The following is a 21,802-nucleotide window of genomic DNA, read 5'->3' as shown; positions in this document are numbered from 1 at the left end:
AAGAATAAAAAGTTTTAATATATCTTGCAAAAATCAGATTTGTGTATTATAATATAGTGTAACGGCTCGTGCTGTGAGATAACAAAATAAAATACGAGGGGATAACGATGACAAAAAGAAAACAATGTGCGGCTCTTGCGCTTGCATTGACGCTGACAATTTCTATGTTCGGCTGTGAAAAAGACAAAGAAACAACACAGTCGTCTGCGGTGTCGCAGATAAAGACAAGCGACTCAGCTCAACCAAGCAATGTGAAGGTCAAGGAATACAAATTTCCGGAGTTTCTGAATAAAATAAAAAGCCTTGACGAGCTTTCACGAAAGCTTTATACAAGCTTTGACAGCACTCAGTATGTTGCCGAGGTTGATGAGCAGCCTTTTGAGGAATATAAATGTGAAAAGCTTCTTGCAGATCTTTTCTTCACTTATCGTGACGGCAGAGCAGTGGGACTTCTTGACAAGTCGGGAAACGTTGTGCTTGAAGCTGATGAGTACACTGAAATAACTGTGGTTAGCAATGGTATTCTACAGCTTTCCTATGATAAAGAGCGCAACGCTCCTATGCAGTATATGAAATATGACAGCGACGGAAATTTAAGTGACCATAAGCATAAGAAATTCTCCGCTGACAGCCTTTATACATATGAGTCGCAGGCTGATGACAGCGGCACGGACGCTGTTTATTCACTTATGATTCCTGACGGTAAAAATGTTGTGTCATCAGACGGCTCGGATAAGTGGGATTCTGTTGAGGAGATATCAGCCGACAGCATAGATACAAATAAGGCGTACAAAGGCTTTTATAAGCTCACAAAGAATGGCGGCATATACTATGCTTGCTTTGACGACTTTTATAATTATGATATCTACGAGGGCGCATATGCAAAGGTTTGTGTGAAAGTAGGCGGAGAATACGGAGAATGCTATCTTGCCGATCATGATGATTACACCGAGCTTGTGAAAATGATAGACAGCTTCGGCAACGCTTCATACAGGACGGCTCCGTCTAAAGATCCGGGACTTGATTTTATACAGATAACTCTGGGACTTAAAGAGAACACCAAAACAGAGATAACTATTTCTTCTGACGGCTATTGCCTGACTGACACCATAGAAGCTGCTGAGGGTGAGGCTGTGAACAAGTATTTCTCCTATCTTGACAAGGAAGATTTCGCAGATCTTATACTTTGGTGTGAACAGGTGCTTGCTGAGGAGTATCAAAAATAGATTTAAACTTTTTATAAATAATTTGCAGGATAGCGTAAAATTCCTGCAAAAATTGTTTTTTTTAGCCCTTGCAAGTTGTTGACATTAGGTAGAACTTGTGCTATTATATTAAAGGTGTGGCGGTTTTCCTGCATATTTTTAATGAACACTGCAAATACTTCTCTTGTGACGAAAGTTACTAATGAAGAACGGGAGGTATCTGAGTGTCTGAACAAGAAGAAAATGTAGAGAGCGAAAAGCTTGCTGAGGATATAAGGCAGATAAAGGAAATGGGTTCTGTCACATTGCCGGACGCAAAGCACGTTATACACTGCCTGAACATTATCGGTCAGGTGGAGGGGCATTATATTTTGCCTGCACAAAACAAGACCACCAAGTATGAACATATTATACCTGCCCTTGTTGCTATCGAGCAGGATAGGAGCATAGAGGGGCTTGTGATAATCCTCAACACTGTGGGCGGAGATGTGGAAGCAGGACTTGCCATTGCAGAGCTTATTGCTAGTATGAAAACGCCTACTGTGTCAATGGTTGTGGGCGGTGGTCACTCCATAGGCGTGCCGTTGGCGGTGTGTGCGAAAAAGTCATTTATAGTGCCAAGCGCCACAATGACCATACACCCTGTCAGAATGAACGGACTTGTGCTGGGAGTACCCCAGACGCTTTCTTATTTTGATAAAATGCAGGAAAGGATAGTTCGCTTTGTGTGCGATAATTCAGCCATAAAGCCTGAGCGTTTCCGTGAACTTATGATGTCAACGGGCGAGCTTGTAATGGACGTTGGCTCTGTTATCGACGGTGAGCAGGCTGTAAAAGAGGGACTTATAGACAGGCTCGGAGGGCTTTCCGAGGCGATAGACTGCCTTTATGATATGATAGAAAACAGTTCTGAAAAGGAGAAAGCTGAAAATGTTTCAGACAATAATCGACCTTTATGACGTATTCAGGACTGACGTAGATATCGGAGAAGAGTTTGAGGGTGATGATACTGCTGTGGACACAGACCCGGCACATTATCTCAGCCGTGACGGCTTTTATCTCTGACAAATAACAAAATTTCGGAGGACAGCAATGGGTATCATCAATGCGATTTTTCAGGCTATAATTCAGGGCTTGACGGAGTTTCTTCCAGTTTCAAGTTCTGGACATCTTTCACTGTATCAGCATTTTACAGGAAACAGCGGTGAGGGAGCTTTGTTTTTCTCGGCGATACTTCACCTTGGCACGCTGGTAGCAGTATTTGTGGCTTTCAGGAAGACCATATGGGATATGATAAAAGAGCTTGGCGTTATGATAAAGGATATTTTTACAGGCAAGTTCACTCTTAAAAATATGAATCCTCCAAGGCGTATGATAGTTATGATAATAGTTTCCTGCTTCTGCCTTGTGCCGTTCCTGCCATTTAAGGGTTGGTTTGAGGGCATTGCAGAGGATTCAAGCATTTTCGCAGAGGGTCTTTGTTTCCTTTATACATCGGCAATACTTTTTATGTCAGACCGCTGTGTAAAGGGTAAAAAGACTCAGGGCAATATAGCTTATAAGGACGCAATAACGGTCGGACTTTTTCAGGGAGTTGCACTGTTGCCCGGCGTTTCAAGATCAGGCTCGACTATCTCAGCAGGACTTTTCTCAGGCATGACCAGAGAAACATCGGTAAAGTATTCTTTCATTCTGGGCATACCTGTTATACTTATGAGCTGTCTGCTTGAAGTCAAGGACGCAGTTTCAACACATACTGATATAGATTGGGTTAGCTGTGCAGTTGGATTTGTAGTTGCCGCATTTGTGGGACTTTGTGCTATCAAGCTTGTAAACTGGCTCGTTAAAACGGATAAATTCAAGGTGTTTGCTTATTATACCCTTGTGCTTGGCGTCATAGTCCTTGTTATCTCATTTATCGAGATGTGCATGGGTCACCCTATATCCTTTGCAAAGTAATGACATAAGATAATACAGTTTCTGTGAAAAAGCTTGAAATTCTGTTTTCAGGCTTTTTTGTGGGTTATAAAGGCAAATAACATTTTGCCTTTATGTGCTTAAATAAGACAAATACCGAAAGGAATGGTAAAATAAATGGCAGCTCAAAAGAAAGGCTCAAAGCCTGCGCCTAAGCAGACAGCGGCAAAGAAAAAGCCCGCACAAAAGCCTGCGCAAGCTGCAAAAAAGAATACAAAACAGCAAAAGCCTCAGAGCAAGCCGCCACAGTCAAATTCCATGACAGCAGTGAGAGAAAGAGAGAACAGACGCTTCTGGTCTTACATACTTTTCTTTTTCGGCATACTTGAACTGCTTATCACGTTCGTGGAGGGGGACGGCTTGTGGAAATGGCTCCATGAGCTGAACCGAGGACTTTTCGGCGTGACGGTCTTTCTCTTTGCGCCTATGATCATCTATGTTGCCCTTATGATAGCTTCAGATGTGACACACAACAAGGTCATAGCGAAGGTGGTGGAGGGAAGCGTTCTTATGCTTCTTATAAGCGGCATGGCTCAGATAATCCAAGTGGGCTCTGTGGACGGAAGTTCGTTCTGGCTCAAACTTGTGGGGCTTTTCAATGATGGAAAACAGCTCCGTGGCGGCGGACTTGCAAGCGCATTGCTTGGCTGGCCTTTGCTTTCGCTTTTCAAGAGAGTTGGCGCAGGTATCGTTATCGTGCTTGTGGCGTTCACTTTTATAATGCTGCTTACAAATGTTACGCTTCCACAGCTTCTCAAAGCGATTTCAAAGCCTTTTGTAAAGAGCTATGAAGCGGTGAACGAGGAGCGTATCGAGCGTGCGGCTCAGCCTCCGAAGCCTCCAAGAGAGAAGAAGGAGCCAAGGCGTAATGGTAGGGTTGATATTGCAAAGTTTTATCCTGATGATGGCCCTGACACTGCGGCGGAAGCCTTTGTGCCTGTTGCAGAGGCGGAAGAAGCTACAGACAAGGTAGACGCTTCAAAGATAGATATGCCGGTCCACCCTGTGAAAGCCCCTGTGATAACACATGAAAAGCTTGAAGAAACGGCTAAGACTACCGATAATGAGGAGCTTAAAAAGATAATAGAAAACGCCATAGGCGACAGCAGAGAAGAAAAGAAGTCCAAGGACGAGCCTGTTAAGCCACCGGTAGTGAATGTTGATAAGAACGGTCAGACAACGTTCTTTGAGAAAGATAATAAAATATCTGCTTACGTTTATCCGCCTGTGGATATACTCAAATATGCTAAAAATCCTGTTGCTTCCGAGATAGTCCAGCAGGAGATACAAGAGAAATCTGCTAAGCTTGTGGAAACGCTTGAAACATATGGCGCTAAAACAAGGATCGTGGGCATACACAGAGGTCCGTCCGTTACAAGATATGAGCTTCAGCCTGCAGCAGGCGTAAGAGTGTCGAAGATAACGGGTCTTGCAGACGATATCGCACTTAACCTCGCGGCAATGAGCGTTCGTATCGAAGCTCCTGTGCCGGGCAAGGCGTGCATAGGCATAGAAGTGCCGAACGATCATAGAGATACGGTTTCCCTCCGTGAGCTTATCGACAGTGAGGAATACAGAAAGGCAAAGGGCAAGCTTACCTTTGCAGTGGGCAAGGATATCGAGGGTAATATCATTATCGGCGATATCGCAAAAATGCCGCATATGCTCGTTGCAGGTACAACAGGTTCAGGTAAGTCTGTTTTTACAAACTCTATCATACTTTCTATACTTTACCATGCGTCCCCTGACGAAGTAAAGCTTATTCTTATCGACCCTAAGAAAGTCGAGTTTCCTATTTATAATAAGATACCGCATTTGCTTATCCCTGTTGTTACCGAGCCTTTAAAGGCGGCTGGTGCGCTTGGCTGGGCAGTAAATGAAATGAACAAGCGTTATCTTATGTTCGAGGCGAACAATGTAAAGAACTTGCAGGAGTTTAACGACATGGTTCTTGAAGAACGCAATAAGCCTGCCGAGGAGCAGGACGAAGTCCGTGCAAAGATCGACCTGCTGCCGCAGATAGTTATTGTGGTCGACGAGTTCGCCGACCTTATGATGGCTGCGAGAAGCGAGGTAGAGGACTCGGTTTTAAGACTTGCACAGCTCGCTCGTGCGGCAGGAATACATATGATAATCGCAACACAGTCCCCTAGGGCGGACGTGTTGACAGGACTTATCAAGTCAAATATCCCATCGAGAGTTTCTCTTAGTGTATCCAGCAACGTTGACTCACGAGTTATACTTGATGAAAGCGGTGCAGAGAAGCTTCTTGGAAACGGTGACCTGCTTTATAAGCCTGTTGGCGTCAAAAAGCCTATAAGAATGCAGAGCGGTTATGCAGCGACTTCTGAGATAAGAGAGGTTGTAAACTTCCTCAAGAACGAGCATACCGCAGAATACAGCGACGAAGTTATCGCAGAGGTGGAGGAGAATACTCCACAGCCAAAGGACAGCGGTTCGGCAGGCAGCGATAATGTTTCCGTAAATCCTGATGATGACCTTGTAAATCAGGCAATATCTATAATCGTGCAGACAAATAACGCTTCCACTGCGTTCTTGCAAAGAAAGCTAAAGCTCGGTTTCCCTAGAGCCGCCCGTATCATGGACGAGATAGAGGAAATGGGCATAATAGGACCACAGGAAGGCTCTAAGGCACGAAAGATAAACATAACAAAAGAAGAATGGGCTGAAATGCAGGCAAGAAGATAGCTCAGGCGGAAAGGGATAACATGGCAGGCAGATCTGCAAAAAAGAAAAATTCGACAGCACCGCTTAAAAAGGCGGTAACGCTCATAGCGGTTTTTGTGGTGCTGCTTTTTACAGTACTTGACCTGACAGGGTTAGTTTCTTTCGACAGCTTGCTTATCAAGGCAGGCGTTGAGGACAAGCCGGCGGAACACGCTCAGACAGAGGTGCATTTTATCGACGTTGGTCAGGGCGACAGCACCCTTGTGATATCACAAGGGGAGGCTATGCTCATTGACAGCGGCGATAAAGATGACAGCAATAAAATAGAAAAATATCTTGAAAAGCAGGGAGTGACAGAGTTAAAATATCTAATTGCCACCCACCCTCACGCTGACCATATTGGTGAAATGAGCGAGATAATAGATCAGTTTCAGGTGGATAAATTCATTATGCCGAAAGTCAAGGCTGATATGACGCCCACCACAACGATATATGAGAAAATGCTCAAAAGCATAAAGGCAAAGGGATTGAAGATAACACAGGCAAAGCCTATGGAATTTGAGCTTGGAAGCTGTAAGGTGGAGCTTTTCACACCAAAAAAGGATTATGATGATCTTAATAACTATTCCACCCTTGTGAAGATAACAGACGGTGAGAACAGCTTTCTTATCACGGGGGATTGCGAGACCACTGAGGAGAAAGATATACTTTCTCAGGGTTATGATGTTTCCGCAAAGGTGCTTAAAGCAGGTCATCACGGCAGTTCCACTTCTTCGGGGGTCGATTTTCTTAACAAGGTCATGCCGAGATATGCTGTTATATCCTGCGGCAAGGGCAACAAGTATGGTCACCCACACGAGGAAACTGTCACAAGGCTGAAAAAATATGCTTCCCATTTGTATGTCACTGCAGATGTGGGAACGATAGTTTTCAGCTCAGATGGCGAGGGGCTGAGCGTTTCTGCTGAAAAGGGAGAAAAGTGATATGGAAGAGATTCTTATAGTTGACAGGATAGAAAACGGCTATGCCGTGTGCGAAACTGAGCAGGGAGAAAAAAAGGATATACTGCTTTCTGAAACAAAAGACGTTCACGAGGGTGATGTGCTTATCTTAAAGGACGGCGTTTATATCCCAGATAAAGGCAAAACGGAAGCAAGAAGAAAAAGGATACTCGCCCTACAGGAAGACCTGTGGGCTTGATTATATGCTGAGAGGTATAGATAGAAATGGAAAAAGATTTATTTACGCTTATCAATGAAAAGCTGTCAGGCTTGTCAAAGGGACACAAGCTTATTGCGAACTACATTCTCTCCCACTATGACAAAGCGGCTTTTATGACGGCTCAGAAGCTTGGAAAAACTGTGGGCGTCAGCGAATCAACGGTGGTAAGATTTGCCTCAGAGCTTGGCTATGACGGTTATCCTGCCCTTCAAAAAGGCTTGCAGGAGCTTATGAGAAACAAGCTTACAACTGTTCAGAGAATAGAGGTCACTTCCGACCTTATGAGCAGTGACAACGTGCTTGAAAGGGTGCTGAATCTTGATATCGACAAGATAAGGCGTACTTTGGAGGAAACCTCAAAGGAGGACTTCAACAATGCCGTTGATACTATCGTGTCCTGCAATACTCTTTACATAATGGGTACGAGAAGTGCAGCTTCTATCGCTTCGTTCCTTGCTTATTATCTTGGACTTATTTTCCCCCATGTAAAGCTCGTTCAGAGTACGACTACTTCCGAGCTTTTTGAAAAGATAATGAGAATAGACGAAAAGGACGCCATGATAGGCATATCTTTCCCGAGATATTCAAAGCAGACCGTCAAGGCTTTGAAGTATGCAAAGAGCAACGGTGCGAACGTTATAGCTATAACAGACTCAAAGGCTTCGCCTATCGCAAAGTATGCAGACAGCCTGCTCCTTGCAAGAAGCGATATGGCTTCATTCGTTGACTCTCTCGTTGCACCGCTGAGCCTTATAAATGCACTTATCGTTGCGGTATCAATAAGAAATATCGACAGAGTGTCCCAGACCTTTGAACGTCTTGAAAAGGTTTGGGCTGAGTATGACGTTTACGCAAAAAGCGAGGAAGATACACAGTGAGAAGATTTGACGCAGTTATAGCAGGCGCAGGTGCGGCAGGAATGTTCTGCGCAGTTCAGCTTGGCTGGCGTGGAAAGAGCGTTGCCGTTATCGAGCATAGCGGCTGTCAGGGCAGAAAACTCATGATAACAGGCAAGGGCAGATGCAACGTCACAAACAACTGTACCGCTGACACTGTTATGAAAAATATCCCACGCAACAGCAAGTTCATGTATTCAGCACTGAGCAGATTTGCTCCAGAGGACGTTATGAGCTTCTTTGAGTGCCTTGGTGTGGAGCTTAAAACAGAGCGTGGCAACAGGGTTTTCCCTGTGAGCGACAACGCAAAGGATATCGTAAAAGCACTTGTAAAAACCTGTGAGGACAGTGGTGTGCAGTTTATCGACGATGAGGTAAAAGAGCTTATCATAAAGGACGGCAGAGCAGAGGGCTTTAAATGCGAGCATGGGGATTATTACGCAGACAGTGTTATCGTTGCAACTGGCGGAAAGTCCTATCCACGGACAGGCTCAACAGGCGACGGCTATAGGCTTGCTAAATCTGTGGGGCATAAGGTCACGGCAATAACTCCGTCACTTTGCCCTGTAGTCACTTATGAGCGTGAGGAATGTGCTTCTGCAATGGGGCTTTCCCTTAGAAACTGCACCTTGACGCTTCGTGAAGAGGACAGAGATAAATCGCTTTTCCACGAGCTTGGAGAAATGCTTTTCACACACTTTGGTCTGAGCGGACCGCTTGTACTTTCGGCTTCGGCTCACCTTGGTGATATGAACAAGTCAAGGTATTATATGGATATCGACCTTAAACCTGCACTGAGCCATGAACAGCTTGACAGCAGGATACTTCGTGATTTCGGAGATTTTCCAAACAGAGATTTTCAGAATTCACTGGGCAAGCTGCTGCCTTCAAAGATAATACCCCTTATAATAAAAAGGTGCGGCATCGATCCTGAAAAAAAGGTCAATCAGATAACCCGTGAGGAGCGTGAAAGGCTTGTTTCCACAGTGAAAAAGCTAACGTTCACAGTGAAGTGTATGCGCCCTGTAGAGGAAGCTATCATAACCCGCGGCGGAGTTGATGTTTCGCAGATAGACCCACGGTCAATGGAGTCAAAGCTGTGTAAAGGACTTTACTTTATCGGTGAGGTGCTTGACGTTGACGCTTATACAGGGGGCTTTAATTTGCAGATAGCGTTTTCCACGGCGTATAGCTGTGCGGATAAAATAGGATAAGGAGATTTTGATATGGGAATAAACGTGGCTCTCGACGGACCTTCCGGAGCAGGAAAGTCCACTATCGCAAAGGCGGTAGCGAAAAAGCTTGAATATGTATATGTAGACACAGGTGCTATGTACCGCTCTATAGCTTATTATGTTATAAGCAAGGGTGCAGACATTTCTGACCCTGAGCAGATAAAACCCCTTCTTGGTGAGATATCCATAAAGCTTTGCTACACAGAAGCAGGGCAGAGAGTAATGCTCAATGACGAGGACGTTTCAGACAAAATAAGAACGCCTGAGATATCCATGGGTGCGTCAAAGGTGTCTGCTATACCTGAGGTAAGAGAATTTCTGCTTGAACTTCAGAAGAATATCGCAAAAGAAAACAACATCATCATGGACGGCAGAGATATCGGCACTGTGGTTTTGCCAAACGCTGACGTGAAGATATTCCTCACAGCCGCTCCAGAGGCAAGAGCAGAAAGACGTTTCAAGGAGCTTCAGGAAAAGGGCGACAAGTCTACATATGACGAGGTATTGCAGGATATAATCCAGCGTGACTATAACGATACACACAGAGAGATAGCACCGCTGAAAAAGGCTGATGACGCTGTTGAGGTGGACTCTACTAAGTTGACTCTTGAAGAGTCTGTTGAGGCTATCTACAAGGTAATAATCGACAAGACTAAAAAAAAAGAGCGTAAGATAAAAGAGATAATGCCTGTCAGACCTGTGAAAAAAGAACACAGGCTTGGTCATTTCCATATGTTCTGGTATACAGTGCTGAGATATATCGTTATCGGACTTTATCATCTGTATTTTAACATCACTTTCGAGGGTACGGAAAATATTCCAAAAGACGGTGGAAACATATTCGCATCAAACCACAGAAGCTATCAGGACCCTGTTTTTATCGCACTACCAACAAGAGTGCCGCTTTCTTATATGGCTAAGGAAGAGCTTTTTCATCAGAATGTGTTCTTCACCCTGCTTATAAAAGCGTTCGGAGCATTCCCTGTCACAAGAGGAAAGGGCGACACTCAGGTCATAGATACATCTATAGAAAAGCTTGAAAAGGGCAGAAACCTTGTCATCTTCCCTGAGGGAACACGTTCAAAGGACGGCAAGGTAGGAAAGGGCAAAACAGGCGTTGCATTGGTGGCGGCTGTGGCTCAGGTGCCTGTGGTCCCTGTTGGTATCAATTTCGAGGGCAAGCTCAAATTCAGAAAGCGTGTAGTTGTAAGATTTGGTAAGCCTATAGTGCCTGGCGAGATAGGCGTTACAGCCACCGACCCTCATTCGCTTAGGACTATCAAGAACGAGATCATGAAAAATATCACGGAGTTGGTACATTAAATGTTAACAAAGTGTAAAATTTGCGTTGCAAAGACCGCAGGTTTCTGTTTTGGTGTAGACAGAGCCGTAAAAATAGTGTATAATGAATTAGATAACCGAAATAATGTTGTAACGTTAGGCCCAATCATTCACAATCCAAACGTAGTTTCTGACCTTGAAGCAAAAGGAGTTTACTCCACCGATGTGGATAAGGTCACGAAAGACCAGACAGTTGTTATCAGATCCCACGGAGTTGGACTGGACGTGTATGAAAAGCTTGCAAAGGTAGGTGCGGAAGTAATTGATGCTACCTGTCCCTTTGTGGCAAGGATACACAAGATAGCAGCCGAAAAATCGGGCGAGGGATACGTTATTCTTATCGCAGGCGATGAGGCTCACCCGGAAATAATGGGTATAAGAGGTCATTGCAGCGGAGAGAGTTATGTGTTCAGTTCATGTGACGATTTTGAAAATTTGGTGAAAGAGAAAGATTTTTCGTCAAAAAAGGTTGCAATTCTGGCTCAGACAACGTATAATAAGAATATGTGGAGAAAGTGCGAAGAGCTTTTTGAGAGGTATCTGCCTGAGGCTGTGGTGTATAACACCATATGCAGTGCCACTTCTGAAAGACAGAAGGAGGCGGCGGAGCTTGCGAAGGCTGCCGACATAATGATAATAGTCGGAGGGCTGCACAGCTCCAATACTCACAAGCTTAAAGCCATATGCGATGAATATTGCAAATGCTGGCTTGTGGAGGACGCCGAAGGACTGAGGGCATGTGATATTGACTTATCAGGTGCAAAATTTATCGGGATTTCTGCTGGTGCATCGACGCCGGCTTATATAATCAAGGAGGTACAACAGACCATGAGTGAAATGTTGAACAATGTTGACGAAGAATTTAATTTTGAGGAGGAACTGGAAAAGACTCTGAAAAAAATACATACGGGAATGAAGGTTGAGGGCATTGTCACCGATATCAATAACGGTGAAGTAGCCGTAGATATCGGAACAAAGCACACAGGCTATATTCCTGCATCTGAGCTTACAGATGATCCTACTAAGAAGCCAGAGGATATCGTAAAGGTAGGCGACAAGATCGATCTTATCGTTCTTAAGACAAATGACCAGGAGGGTATCGTTACACTTTCTAAGAAGAAGGTTGACGCAGTTCTTGGTTTCCAGAAGATAGTTGAGGCTAAGGAGGCTGACGCTACACTTACAGGTACAGTTACAAACGTTGTTAAGGGTGGTGTACTCGTATCAGCTAACGGTGTTAAGGTATTTATCCCTGCTTCACAGGCAGCTCCAAGAAGAGATTTCGATCTTAACGATCTGCTCAAGCAGTCAGTAAGCTTCAAGATCCTTGAGGTAAACGAGGCTAAGCAGAGAGCAGTTGGTTCTATCCGTGCAGTAGCAAGAGAGGAAAGAGCAGCAGCTCAGGCTAAGTTCTTTGAGACAGCTCAGATCGGTTCTGAGGTAGAGGGTACAGTTAAGTCTATCACAGATTACGGCGTATTCGTAGATCTCGGTGGTGTTGACGGCCTTATCAGAAGAATGGATCTTTCTTGGAACAGGATCAAGCACCCTTCAGACGTTGTTTCTGTTGGCGATAAGATCACTGTTACTATCAAGGATATCGACAGCGAAACAAAGAAGGTTTCATTGACATATAAGAAGGCTTCTGAGAATCCATGGGAGATCTTCAAGGCTAACTATGAGGTAGGTCAGGTAGTTAAGGCTACTGTTGTTTCTATCACAAGCTTTGGTGCTTTTGCACAGATCATTGACGGTATCGACGGTCTTATCCATATCTCTCAGATCGCTAACCAGAGAGTAAACAATGTTGCAGATATCCTTTCTGTAGGTCAGGTAGTTGATTGCCAGATCACAGAGATCGATCTCGACAAGAAGAGGATCAGCCTGTCTATGAGAGCTTTGCTTCCTGCTGATGACGAGGCTTCTGAGGACGCTGAATAAGCAATAAAATTCATGGGGGCGAGTGATCGCCCTCGTTTTTTATTTTCAATGAAATAACGGCAGCTTTGTTCTGTCAAAAAATCCTTAGAAAAAACTAAAGATTTACCGAAAAGACTTAACTTTTTGATTCGTATGTGGTATAATAATATCAGATCAAATAAAGACGAAAGGTTAAATTTATGGATGAAATAAAAAACACGGCAGTGAAAAAACGCAAAAAGAAAAGATACACTAATCCTGCTGTCAGAGTTCTCAAAATATTAGGCACAGCTTTGCTGTCGATATTCCTGATACTCATTATCACCTGTTCTATATTTGCAACAGTTCTGACTATTTACGTCCTTAACTTTGCAGATACCACAACAACTATCAGCCTTGACAAGACGGAAACAAGCAATATTTCGAGATTTTTGTCTGTCAACCCTGACTATGATGAAGATGATGAGGATTCACAGGAGTATGACCTTTATTATGCTCTGAAAAACAGCAATAAGCACGTTGTATGGGCTGATCTTGAGGATATCCCTCAGTATGTTCAGGACGCTTTTGTGTACACCGAGGACGAGAGATTTTATTCTCATGACGGCGTTGACTTCAAGAGAACGTTCGCTTCATTTGTCAATGTATTCATTCCGATATACGGCGGCAGACAGATAGGTGGTTCGACTATCACTCAGCAGACTATCAAGAACATCACGGGTGATGACTCCAGAGATTCTATCCATGGTATCGAGCGTAAGATACGAGAGATCTTCCGTTCTATCAACGTGGAAAAGACCTACACAAAGGAAGATATCCTCCAAAGCTATCTTAACATTGTGCCACTGACAACTCAGGAGTATGATATCATCGGAGTTCAGGCTGCTGCAAACTTCTATTTTGGCAAGGACGTAAAGGATCTTAACCTTGCTGAGGCAGCTTCACTTGCGGGTATGACAAGCTGGCCTGCTGCAAATAACCCATATGATAATATGAAAAACAACAAGCTCAGACAGAAGTATACTCTGGATCATATGCTCGATAACGGTGCAATTTCTGAGCAGGAATATAACGAAGCCCTCAACTATGAGCTTAAAATAACAGGCGATATAACCTACACAAGCTCAACTATCTATGAGGACGAAACAAAAGATCAGGGTCCGACATCTTATTTCATGGACGCTGCTATCAATCAGACTATACAGATAATCGCTGACTATTATGGCATTTCATGGGATGACGCTTCCGCAAGACTTTATGACGGCGGATTTACTGCATATACCACTGTTGACAGAAGTATGCAGAAGAAGGTGGAAAAGGAAATGCAGAAGCAAAGCAATTTCACCACCTATGAAATGAACAAAAAGGACGATACTTTGTGGTCAGGCTTTATCGCCATGGACTACCAGGGCAATGTTAAGGCTATCGTTGGCGGACGTGATAAGAAAGAGGAGTCGAGAGTTTATAATATTGCTACTGACGCCACACGTTCACCAGGTTCTTGTATCAAGCCTATAGCTTCATACGCTCCTGCATTGGATCAGGACCTTATGACATGGTCAACCCTGTTCACTGATGAGCCTATCACTATTAAGGTAAAGGGCAAGGACAAAAAGTGGCCTGTAAACTATTCTGAAACAGGCGACAGTGCAAACTGGTCTTATCAGCAGCTTACAACTGTAGAAATGCTCACAAGGTCGCTTAATACGCTTCCTGCACAGTTGATAAAGAAAATGAAGCCTGTTTATTCCTATAACTTCCTCAAGGAAAAGCTTGACATTACTACGCTTGCAGACTCCGACGCTGACTATTCACCAGTAACTGTCGGCGGTCTTACAAATGGTACTAAGCTTGAGGAGCTTGTAGGCGCTTATATGATATTCGGCAATGGCGGTAAGAAGTATGACGTTACCTACGTTTCAAAGGTAGAGGACGCTGACGGAAACGCTATCTATGAAAAGAGCGACGGATACAAGCAGGCTATCAGCGAGTCTACCGCTTACGTTATGAACAGAATGATGCAGAATGTTATAACTCAGCAGGACGGTACTGGTAGATATGCTAAGCTAAACAATACTGACCTTGTCGGTAAGACAGGTACTTCATCTGACTGGTTTGACCTCTCATTTGTAGGCTGTACTCCTGACTACGTTTCAGGTATCTGGATAGGTTATGAAAACCCTGCCACTATCCCTACGAACGAGTATCAGAATATCGGTGCGATTTGGAAGAATGTTTTTGGCGATATCGCTGAGAATGAGAAGCATAAGTCCTTTGACAAGACTTTCAAAATGCCTGATACAGTTGAAAAGCTCACCTACTGCACAAAGACAGGTAAGCTTGCGTCAAATTCATGCTATAGCACGGCGACCGGATATTACAAGAAGTCCAACAAGCCTGAGTATTGCAGCGGAAATCATTAAAATTAAAGCCTCCATAACTCTATGGAGGCTTTTTTGAAAGGAAATCATTATGGAAAATAAACTGCGAATGTGCGTTCCATGCCATTTTGGGCTTGAAAGCGTGCTTGCATATGAGATAAAAAAGATAGGCGGTGAAAATCTTACCACAACTGACGGCAAGATAAGCTTTGATGGTGGCTTTGACGTGCTTGCAAAGGCAAATCTTTGGATTGCCACAGGAGAGCGTGTACTTATCGAGCTTGGCAGCTTTAGAGCAGAAAGCTTTGAACAGCTTTTTGACGGTGTTATGAATCTTCCGCTGGAGAATTTTATCGGCAGGGAAGACGCTTTCCCTGTTAAGGGTCATGCCCTTAATTCAAAGCTTCATTCTATCCCTGATTGTCAGAAGATAATCAAAAAAGCCTGCGTTAAAAGACTTGAAAAAGCCTATGGCATAAGCTTTTTTGAGGAAACTGCGGCGAAACATCAGATACAGTTTGCTATCCATAAGGACATTGCGACTATCTATCTTGATACATCAGGTGTAGGACTTCACAAGCGTGGATACAGAAGAAATTCCAACGACGCACCTATCAAGGAAACACTTGCCGCAGGTATAGTTGACCTCGCAAGAGTTCGTGCGGACTCAGTTGTGGTGGATCCTATGTGCGGTTCAGGTACATTTCTTATTGAGTCGGCATACAAGGCACTGAAAGTTGCACCTGGCCTGAGAAGAAATTTTGCGGCAGAGCAGTGGTCACAGATACCTGAAACAGCGTGGCGCAATGCAAGAGCCGAGGCTATGGACGCTATCGACAGGCAGGGAGCATTCAAGGCATTTGGCTTTGATGTTGATGATATAGCGGTAGAGCTTACAAGAAACAACGCTAAAAAGGCAGGAGTAGGCTCAAAGCTTACAGTAAAACAGCAGGATATCTCAAAATACAGCCAGATAGAGGGTTCGATAACAATTGTCAATCCCCCATATGGCGAGCGTATGCTTGAAATAAAGGAAGCCGAAGAGCTTTATAAGAAAATGGGTCAAAGACTTTGCCCGTCAAAGGAGAACCCATGCTATATAATCTCCCCACATGAGGAGTTTGAGGTGTTTTTCGGCAAAAAGGCTGACAAAAAGCGCAAGCTTTACAACGGCATGATAAAATGTAATCTGTATATGTATTTCAAGTGAGGTGCGTTGTGGGTTTGAAATTATCAGAACTTGACGGAATCGTATTCGATATGGACGGCGTTATTTTCGACAGCGAAGTAATAGGTCTTGAAAGCTGGGAGCGCCTTGGAAAGAAATATGGTCTGACCAACGTTCACGAAAATGCTATGAAGTGCATTGGCAGAAGCACTGTTGATACAATGGCTATCCTAGAAGCCGCATATGGTGACAAAGTGTCAATACCCGAACTTTATGACGAAGCAAAAGCCATTTGTGCAGATATTATCGCTGAGCGTGGTTTGCCTCTGAAAAGCGGAGCAAGGGAGTTGCTTTCTTATCTTAAAGAGCGTGATATAAAGGTAGGACTTGCTTCATCAACGTCTTACAAAGGGGTTATCAAAAATCTAAAGGGAGCAGGTCTGCTTGATTATTTCCATGTGATTATTGGCGGAGATATGATAAAACATTCAAAGCCACAGCCTGAGATATATTTACTTGCCTGTAAGAAGCTGGGAGTAAAGCCTGAGAAAACTGTTGCTGTAGAGGACTCTTACAATGGCATAAAGGCGGCTTACAATGCAAAGATGATACCAATAATGGTGCCAGATCTTATTGCACCGACAGATGAGATATTGTCAATGGTGTACAAGATAATTGACAGTTTGGACGCTGTGCTTGAATATTTTAAAGCATAAACAAAAGCACAGTAGTGATATAGAAGTTTTTTCTTCCTTAGTGTAGTCGCATAACACCGTCGGTTATGCGACCTTTTTTTTCATATTTACCTGTTTCAACGGATATAGTCGATACCGCCACATCAAAGCGGAAGTGTATCTCAATATCTTGCACACGCTTTCCGCTGGACTTGTCGGGTTCGTGGACGATGATCTTATCAATCAGTTCAGCGATACGCTTTTCAGCCTGTTTCAGCGTTTTCTTTGCTTTTATAAGTTACGAGGATTTACGCTGAACGGAATTGCTCATAGCGTTCTGGATAAAATCTTCCTCATTCTCACGCACCGTGGCAAGGAGCTTGTTCAGCTCACCGAGGACGAACTCATTCAGGACACAGGTGCGGATATAATGGACGGTGCATTTATACTGTTCCTTTGTGTAGGTGGAGCATCTCATGTGTTCCTGTTCCCATTGATGACACACTCCTTTGTTTTTATTATGCTTTGATTGTTTTGTATGTGTCAAGTTTTATTATACAGGATTACATATTGTTTTGCATAAATATGTAACATCGACCATCATAGTACGCAGCTTAACAATAGGGGTATCAATAAATGAAGTCACACTCAATATTTTTGTACCATCTCCAAGAATCAGAATAAATCTGTCGAGCTGGTTTGCTTCGTCCTTGACTTTGTTGCTGTCTACATTCGGAAAACCAGTATGAAGGAAGGTATTTCTGAGATTATATACGATTTCACCACACAGATACGGATTACCTCAATCGTCTGACATATACTTTCCGAGATACTTATTATGCCACTCAATATAGCGCTTTGCAGTAGATGTTTCGTTTGGATATTCTGCTGTACCGCATATATCAGGCAATGCAAGCGACATAGCTAATGCAGAAAAATAGCTTTTATTCTTTAGGGCATTCGCTATATCGTTGACATATAGTTCTACCATAAATCACTCCTATTCACATATTTGTGGCTTTTTCAGAGAGCTTCCAGACAATTAGTATTTCGTTAGGGTTCTGTCAGTTATGATATGCGCCACAACTATGATTTGAATTTATATGGAACGGGAAATAGCTGTTTCAATAGACTTTGGTTCAAAAGTATACTCTCAGAATTTTACTTTGATGGTTTAATAAGATGGCTCACCAAAACATAACGAGTAATGTAACTATTAATCCTATAATACCTATTCCACCGCCAATGGCTATTGGTAATGGAATATAAACTGGAAATAAGTTTTTATAGGCATTTTTAGTAGCAAGTTGATAATTGATGATTTGATTATTATTGACATCAAATTTTTCATAAAGAAACATTTTTTTACATTAAATTTTTCCTCTAAGTTATTTTGATGATCGCTGTATTCATCAGTAGTAATAAATGCTAATAATGTGTTTGGTGAAAAAGCTTTCGTTTTCTTATTAACAGCATTAACATGTGCATTTGAAACTATAAAATCAATCTGATGACTGTCAATACTATATTCGAGATTAGTATCGTTATACGAGGTTTCTTTAATCCTCATAACACTATTCATAAGCTGTTTGGTAGCATCATATTGATTGTTACAGAAGTAGTCATACAGAGATAGTATTCTGTTCTGATCGCTGTTATCGTAGAATACCGCATTAACATACTTGTCATCATTTCCTTCAATCAAACGATATATTCCAAAAAAATAATGTCCATTTTCATCAGTGGCTAAAACTAAACAGCGACCTAACTCGTGTGATAAGGTGTATTCTACTGTTTTAGAAATCAGATTATCCGAACTACTGCTCTTCTCAGATAAAAAGCTTAACTGTTTATTTTCAATATCGTATCTACTCATGGTAAAACCATGACTCGATCGAAATGAACACTTGAAATATACTATCATAAAACCTCTCCCTACTATAAATAAAACCATAAGTATTCGTAATCAATTCGTATGTCAATTTTGGAATCTACACTAAAATAATCATATGCAATGAGTAGGGGAACTTCTCCTGATAATCTGTCAAAATTTGAGATAATAGAAATACACTTATCAATATTTTTCTTTCGTATACTAAGTGGCTCTTGTTTTTTTTGAGCATTGGCACAAGAAAGATATATCTCAGAAGAAGTAACCTTACGAGCCATCATCTCCAAAAAGTTGGTTCTACTATTATGAGGATTTGGGCTAACAACACTTACTTCTGGAATGCTTGCAAAAATAGCATTAAATGATTCCGTATCTATTTCATATCTTTCTGCATCACTTGATTTCCTTATTGTAAGTTCAAGTCGATTAAATAAATCACGATATCCATCTTTTTTGTATTCTTTCAATAAAAAAACTGTTAAACGCTTTATTTCTTCAGCATCTCCTAACCAGCCGATAGTCATATAATAATCGCTGTCAAGACTATTTTCGTTAGAAATAGGAACACCACGCTTTTTCTGGATCTTCTTTTCTAATTCCCTAGATTTTTCAAGTTGTCCGACCATGAGTAAGTATTTTTCTTTGCTTGAAGATTGCCAAAGTGCAAGCTGCCAACCATTATAATTTTCGCACCATTTAATGAATTCAGCGTTAATCGAGTTACTCTCAGACAGCTCAGAGAAGAGTAACGATTGCTTCTTTTCTTTTTTGTCTGAGGTAAAGTAACTATACTGATAACCATAGCGAGAACTTCTACAAGAGCAGTGTGTAAATACAAGCATTACTATCAGCCTTTCTTACGGATCTCAGCTTTCATTTCTATTGATTCAGGATCTTGAAGCATAACAAAGCCTGGATAGTCTGCTGTACTAACGTTCTCTGCAACCTTATTCAATTCATTGATATAGTCCATATCCTTTGGAATATTAAACTTGTCTTGAAACCATTCAATAATTGTAGCACCGACTTTTTTCTTACCCTTGTTTGCATCATATGCTTTTGCATAATAATTATCAAAGATTTTCTTTTGAACAAAGAGCATTGAATAGATAAGAGGGCGATCGCAGAACTCAGGTGCAAATTTATCAGGTTCACAATATCTATATTGAATATGCTCAGTAAGAAGCTCTTTACCGTTATCTATCGTAAACTCGTCAAACTCAATGCCGCCAAGAGTAATAACAGGGAGAATCCCTACTGTGAAATACTTCTTATTATTTGGACTTGTAAGGAAATTTAGCAACTGTGAATACTCCTCTTTGATTCGATCAACAATTGCTGTCATCCTCTTTTGATAGAAAATGGAACCAGAATCATTGTTCTGGTGATAATATTTTTCACACTTCATTGGTACAAATAACACCATTTTTTTGCTGTTTACCATAGCATCTGGATTCATGTTGTTAATAATAAACTCCGTAACGGGCTGAACAGCATTCAAACGGTTGTATCTACCATTTTCTTCCATTAAAAGAACTGTGTCAATTGCGATTATTACAACTTCGCTCCTTTCAATTTCTTCTCCTACCTCGTCCTCTTTGGTTCTATTGTTTATCCACTCTCCAGAACAATCAACAAATCTTATAACTCTCGGCTTTTCTTTCTTTCTTGCTATTGAAAGCATGAAATCAATTGTATCAAATCCTTGAGTTTGACTAAAATCAGATACACCTGGAACTGCATCATTTATCATATGTGATGATCTAAAAAGTGCCTTCATATGCTCTAAGGAATCATCAACAGCTTTTCCACCCTTTTTAGACATTGCAAGGTTCGTTCCAGCTGCAACATTTGAAAAAGAATTATACATAGAAGCGAGCATACTTGTCTTGCCAACTCGCCTTGCACCCAACATCATTACCTGTATTTCAGGCGCAATGATCTTGTCAACCGCAGGAGCATCTTTTTTTCCGAATAAACCCATAATAAAACCTTCCTCTTAAATATTGCTTGTGAAATCTTGTTTGGTTATCTTTGAAAGAGAATCAGAAAGCTCAGACCAATCTCTGTACAATTCACTAAGTTTCATATCATCTTGGAACTCACTGCTCCATATCTCTATCAAATGCTCACTATAAAACTTCTCCCATGTTTTTTCCGCATCTTTCATGTTTGCCTGATACGAGAAGTTCAATCTATCATAGAACTCACTAATGATAGCATAGAATACGCGATTAGGTTCACGGAACAACTCGTCCTGAAACTTTTGAAGTAATTCTTCCTTAACATCTTTCAACTTTCTGCTGAGACTTAATCGAATCTTTTTGGCTTCATCCTCATCAGACAAGCGTTGATCGTCATAACAAGTAGGATTGAGCTTATCTATGCGATCTCTAATACGATGCATTAAAAAGCCGCGAACGGTAAGAGAAAACTCAGAAAGCATTACAAAAGCGACCTTGAACTGATCGTATCGTGATTTCGCTAAATATCTCTCTGCAAAAGCAGTTAACCATTCATCAGTAGTATCGAAATCAGAAACTGGCAACAAATGACCGAGTTTACCACCATTATCCTCTGTAAATATATCGACGATTCTTCTCTTAAAGGCAGCAACCTGAGCATCAAATATTTCTTCATCAATATTAATAAATTCTCTTGTGAACTCAGTACGGAGCTTGTCCAAACGCATCGTGTAGACATCAATACCACGATTTTTGCCGCCTTTTTTTAGTTGAGTTAGCAGTTCAGCTTCGGATGGAAGAAGATTAACTGAGTTTTTTAGTATTTCAACAACTTTGTTTTTGAAAGCAACACTTTCTTCATCCTTTTTATCAGACAGTTCGTCCTTATACTCTTTCAGCAATTTCATCAAACCGCTATCATAAAGCTCGTTCCATCTATTATCCAAGAAATCCGTAGTATCAACAACATCAGTTGTACCTTGAATAAGTAAATTCTTAATGATACCCTGAATAGCCTTAAATTCAGAATACACCTTGTCTGCAAGTCCCTGCATTTCAACCATGATGCCATCGTCTACAGCATCAATATTATTGATGAGGGTTCTAAGAACTGTTGGCAAAAACTGCTCATTCACTTCACGCTTGTCAGCAGCGTTTACGATGCAGCTCTGAGCAATACTCCAATCATTGTAGTGCTACAATAGATATTGGACAAAATTAAGAAAAAAGAAAAGAGAGAT

Annotated in this window: 19 protein-coding genes and 1 pseudogene; 14 read left to right on the top strand and 6 right to left on the bottom strand. The window is 42.0% G+C overall.

Features of this window, described 5'->3' with window-relative positions; all coding sequences use genetic code 11:
* Window positions 1-107: 107 nt before the first annotated feature.
* From DWW81_RS08985 to DWW81_RS08925, 14 genes are all read left to right on the top strand, one after another.
* The gene (locus tag DWW81_RS08985) at window positions 108-1,226 is read left to right on the top strand and encodes a hypothetical protein (RefSeq protein WP_117897483.1); all 1,119 of its coding nucleotides are present in this window, start codon (window positions 108-110) and stop codon (window positions 1,224-1,226) included.
* A 269-nt stretch (window positions 1,227-1,495) separates the two neighbouring features.
* Window positions 1,496-2,164 (top strand): ATP-dependent Clp protease proteolytic subunit, encoded by a 669-nt coding sequence (locus DWW81_RS08980; RefSeq protein WP_081856029.1) that lies wholly within the window; start codon window positions 1,496-1,498, stop codon window positions 2,162-2,164.
* On the top strand, window positions 2,136-2,270 hold the full coding sequence (locus tag DWW81_RS13700; RefSeq protein WP_256321493.1) for a hypothetical protein: 135 nt from the start codon (window positions 2,136-2,138) through the stop codon (window positions 2,268-2,270). Before DWW81_RS08980 ends, DWW81_RS13700 begins: the two co-directional genes overlap by 29 nt.
* A 27-nt stretch (window positions 2,271-2,297) precedes the next feature.
* Entirely contained in the window at window positions 2,298-3,164 is an 867-nt protein-coding gene (locus DWW81_RS08975) for an undecaprenyl-diphosphate phosphatase (protein ID WP_117897482.1), read from the top strand.
* 135 nt (window positions 3,165-3,299) lie between these two features.
* Window positions 3,300-5,891 (top strand): DNA translocase FtsK, encoded by a 2,592-nt coding sequence (locus DWW81_RS08970; protein WP_117897481.1) that lies wholly within the window; start codon window positions 3,300-3,302, stop codon window positions 5,889-5,891.
* 20 nt (window positions 5,892-5,911) lie between these two features.
* A complete protein-coding gene (locus DWW81_RS08965) occupies window positions 5,912-6,853 on the top strand; it encodes a ComEC/Rec2 family competence protein (protein WP_117897480.1) in 942 nt (313 codons plus the stop codon).
* A gap of 1 nt (window position 6,854) precedes the next feature.
* The gene (locus DWW81_RS08960) at window positions 6,855-7,070 is read left to right on the top strand and encodes a DUF3006 domain-containing protein (protein WP_117897479.1); all 216 of its coding nucleotides are present in this window, start codon (window positions 6,855-6,857) and stop codon (window positions 7,068-7,070) included.
* Window positions 7,071-7,096: 26 nt separating this feature from the next.
* Window positions 7,097-7,969, top strand: a complete 873-nt coding sequence (locus DWW81_RS08955) for a MurR/RpiR family transcriptional regulator (RefSeq protein ID WP_022287306.1) — start codon at window positions 7,097-7,099, stop codon at window positions 7,967-7,969.
* On the top strand, window positions 7,966-9,201 hold the full coding sequence (locus DWW81_RS08950; RefSeq protein ID WP_117897478.1) for an NAD(P)/FAD-dependent oxidoreductase: 1,236 nt from the start codon (window positions 7,966-7,968) through the stop codon (window positions 9,199-9,201). Before DWW81_RS08955 ends, DWW81_RS08950 begins: the two co-directional genes overlap by 4 nt.
* 12 nt (window positions 9,202-9,213) lie before the next feature.
* A complete protein-coding gene (gene cmk / locus DWW81_RS13755) occupies window positions 9,214-10,545 on the top strand; it encodes a (d)CMP kinase (protein WP_117897477.1) in 1,332 nt (443 codons plus the stop codon).
* Window positions 10,546-12,504, top strand: a complete 1,959-nt coding sequence (locus DWW81_RS08940) for a bifunctional 4-hydroxy-3-methylbut-2-enyl diphosphate reductase/30S ribosomal protein S1 (protein WP_117865706.1) — start codon at window positions 10,546-10,548, stop codon at window positions 12,502-12,504.
* A gap of 179 nt (window positions 12,505-12,683) precedes the next feature.
* Window positions 12,684-14,906: a transglycosylase domain-containing protein gene (locus tag DWW81_RS08935; RefSeq protein WP_117897476.1), complete on the top strand. Its 2,223-nt coding sequence runs from the start codon at window positions 12,684-12,686 to the stop codon at window positions 14,904-14,906.
* 49 nt (window positions 14,907-14,955) lie between these two features.
* A complete protein-coding gene (locus tag DWW81_RS08930) occupies window positions 14,956-16,074 on the top strand; it encodes a class I SAM-dependent RNA methyltransferase (protein ID WP_117897475.1) in 1,119 nt (372 codons plus the stop codon).
* An 8-nt stretch (window positions 16,075-16,082) separates the two neighbouring features.
* Window positions 16,083-16,748, top strand: a complete 666-nt coding sequence (locus DWW81_RS08925; RefSeq protein ID WP_147339754.1) for an HAD family phosphatase — start codon at window positions 16,083-16,085, stop codon at window positions 16,746-16,748.
* 37 nt (window positions 16,749-16,785) lie between these two features.
* On the opposite strand, the pseudogene DWW81_RS13750 reads toward DWW81_RS08925, so the two are convergent.
* The 6 genes and pseudogenes from DWW81_RS13750 to DWW81_RS08895 form a co-directional block, all read right to left on the bottom strand.
* A pseudogene (locus tag DWW81_RS13750) lies at window positions 16,786-17,196 on the bottom strand (DUF4368 domain-containing protein); the annotation flags it as partial.
* Between the two features lie 312 nt (window positions 17,197-17,508).
* On the bottom strand, window positions 17,509-17,697 hold the full coding sequence (locus DWW81_RS08915) for a hypothetical protein (protein ID WP_117897473.1): 189 nt from the start codon (window positions 17,695-17,697) through the stop codon (window positions 17,509-17,511).
* 258 nt (window positions 17,698-17,955) lie between these two features.
* Window positions 17,956-18,582: a hypothetical protein gene (locus DWW81_RS08910; protein ID WP_181982951.1), complete on the bottom strand. Its 627-nt coding sequence runs from the start codon at window positions 18,580-18,582 to the stop codon at window positions 17,956-17,958.
* Window positions 18,583-18,644: 62 nt separating this feature from the next.
* On the bottom strand, window positions 18,645-19,439 hold the full coding sequence (locus DWW81_RS08905) for a hypothetical protein (RefSeq protein ID WP_117897471.1): 795 nt from the start codon (window positions 19,437-19,439) through the stop codon (window positions 18,645-18,647).
* 5 nt (window positions 19,440-19,444) lie between these two features.
* On the bottom strand, window positions 19,445-20,581 hold the full coding sequence (locus DWW81_RS08900) for a hypothetical protein (RefSeq protein WP_117897470.1): 1,137 nt from the start codon (window positions 20,579-20,581) through the stop codon (window positions 19,445-19,447).
* 15 nt (window positions 20,582-20,596) lie between these two features.
* Window positions 20,597-21,697, bottom strand: coding sequence for a hypothetical protein (locus tag DWW81_RS08895; RefSeq protein ID WP_147338975.1), 1,101 nt, complete (start codon window positions 21,695-21,697; stop codon window positions 20,597-20,599).
* Window positions 21,698-21,802: the final 105 nt, after the last annotated feature.

It is taken from the genome of Ruminococcus sp. AF17-1AC, from assembly GCF_003461385.1.
GTDB classification, from domain to species: Bacteria; Bacillota; Clostridia; order Oscillospirales; family Ruminococcaceae; genus Hominimerdicola; species Hominimerdicola aceti.
Note: the sequence above shows the minus strand (reverse complement) of the source record. Positions and strands in the feature narration are given on the sequence as shown.

What these genes read in the sequence shown, in the direction of transcription:
- DWW81_RS08985 (WP_117897483.1), top strand. Translation starts at nt 108, where the DNA reads ATGACAAAAAGAAAACAATGTGCGGCTCTTGCGCTTGCATTGACGCTG.
- DWW81_RS08980 (WP_081856029.1), top strand. Translation starts at nt 1,496, where the DNA reads ATGGGTTCTGTCACATTGCCGGACGCAAAGCACGTTATACACTGCCTG.
- DWW81_RS13700 (WP_256321493.1), top strand. Translation starts at nt 2,136, where the DNA reads ATGTTTCAGACAATAATCGACCTTTATGACGTATTCAGGACTGACGTA.
- DWW81_RS08975 (WP_117897482.1), top strand. Translation starts at nt 2,298, where the DNA reads ATGGGTATCATCAATGCGATTTTTCAGGCTATAATTCAGGGCTTGACG.
- DWW81_RS08970 (WP_117897481.1), top strand. Translation starts at nt 3,300, where the DNA reads ATGGCAGCTCAAAAGAAAGGCTCAAAGCCTGCGCCTAAGCAGACAGCG.
- DWW81_RS08965 (WP_117897480.1), top strand. Translation starts at nt 5,912, where the DNA reads ATGGCAGGCAGATCTGCAAAAAAGAAAAATTCGACAGCACCGCTTAAA.
- DWW81_RS08960 (WP_117897479.1), top strand. Translation starts at nt 6,855, where the DNA reads ATGGAAGAGATTCTTATAGTTGACAGGATAGAAAACGGCTATGCCGTG.
- DWW81_RS08955 (WP_022287306.1), top strand. Translation starts at nt 7,097, where the DNA reads ATGGAAAAAGATTTATTTACGCTTATCAATGAAAAGCTGTCAGGCTTG.
- cmk (WP_117897477.1), top strand. Translation starts at nt 9,214, where the DNA reads ATGGGAATAAACGTGGCTCTCGACGGACCTTCCGGAGCAGGAAAGTCC.
- DWW81_RS08940 (WP_117865706.1), top strand. Translation starts at nt 10,546, where the DNA reads ATGTTAACAAAGTGTAAAATTTGCGTTGCAAAGACCGCAGGTTTCTGT.
- DWW81_RS08935 (WP_117897476.1), top strand. Translation starts at nt 12,684, where the DNA reads ATGGATGAAATAAAAAACACGGCAGTGAAAAAACGCAAAAAGAAAAGA.
- DWW81_RS08930 (WP_117897475.1), top strand. Translation starts at nt 14,956, where the DNA reads ATGGAAAATAAACTGCGAATGTGCGTTCCATGCCATTTTGGGCTTGAA.
- DWW81_RS08915 (WP_117897473.1), bottom strand. Translation starts at nt 17,697, where the DNA reads ATGGTAGAACTATATGTCAACGATATAGCGAATGCCCTAAAGAATAAA.
- DWW81_RS08910 (WP_181982951.1), bottom strand. Translation starts at nt 18,582, where the DNA reads ATGAGTAGATACGATATTGAAAATAAACAGTTAAGCTTTTTATCTGAG.
- DWW81_RS08905 (WP_117897471.1), bottom strand. Translation starts at nt 19,439, where the DNA reads ATGCTTGTATTTACACACTGCTCTTGTAGAAGTTCTCGCTATGGTTAT.
- DWW81_RS08900 (WP_117897470.1), bottom strand. Translation starts at nt 20,581, where the DNA reads ATGGGTTTATTCGGAAAAAAAGATGCTCCTGCGGTTGACAAGATCATT.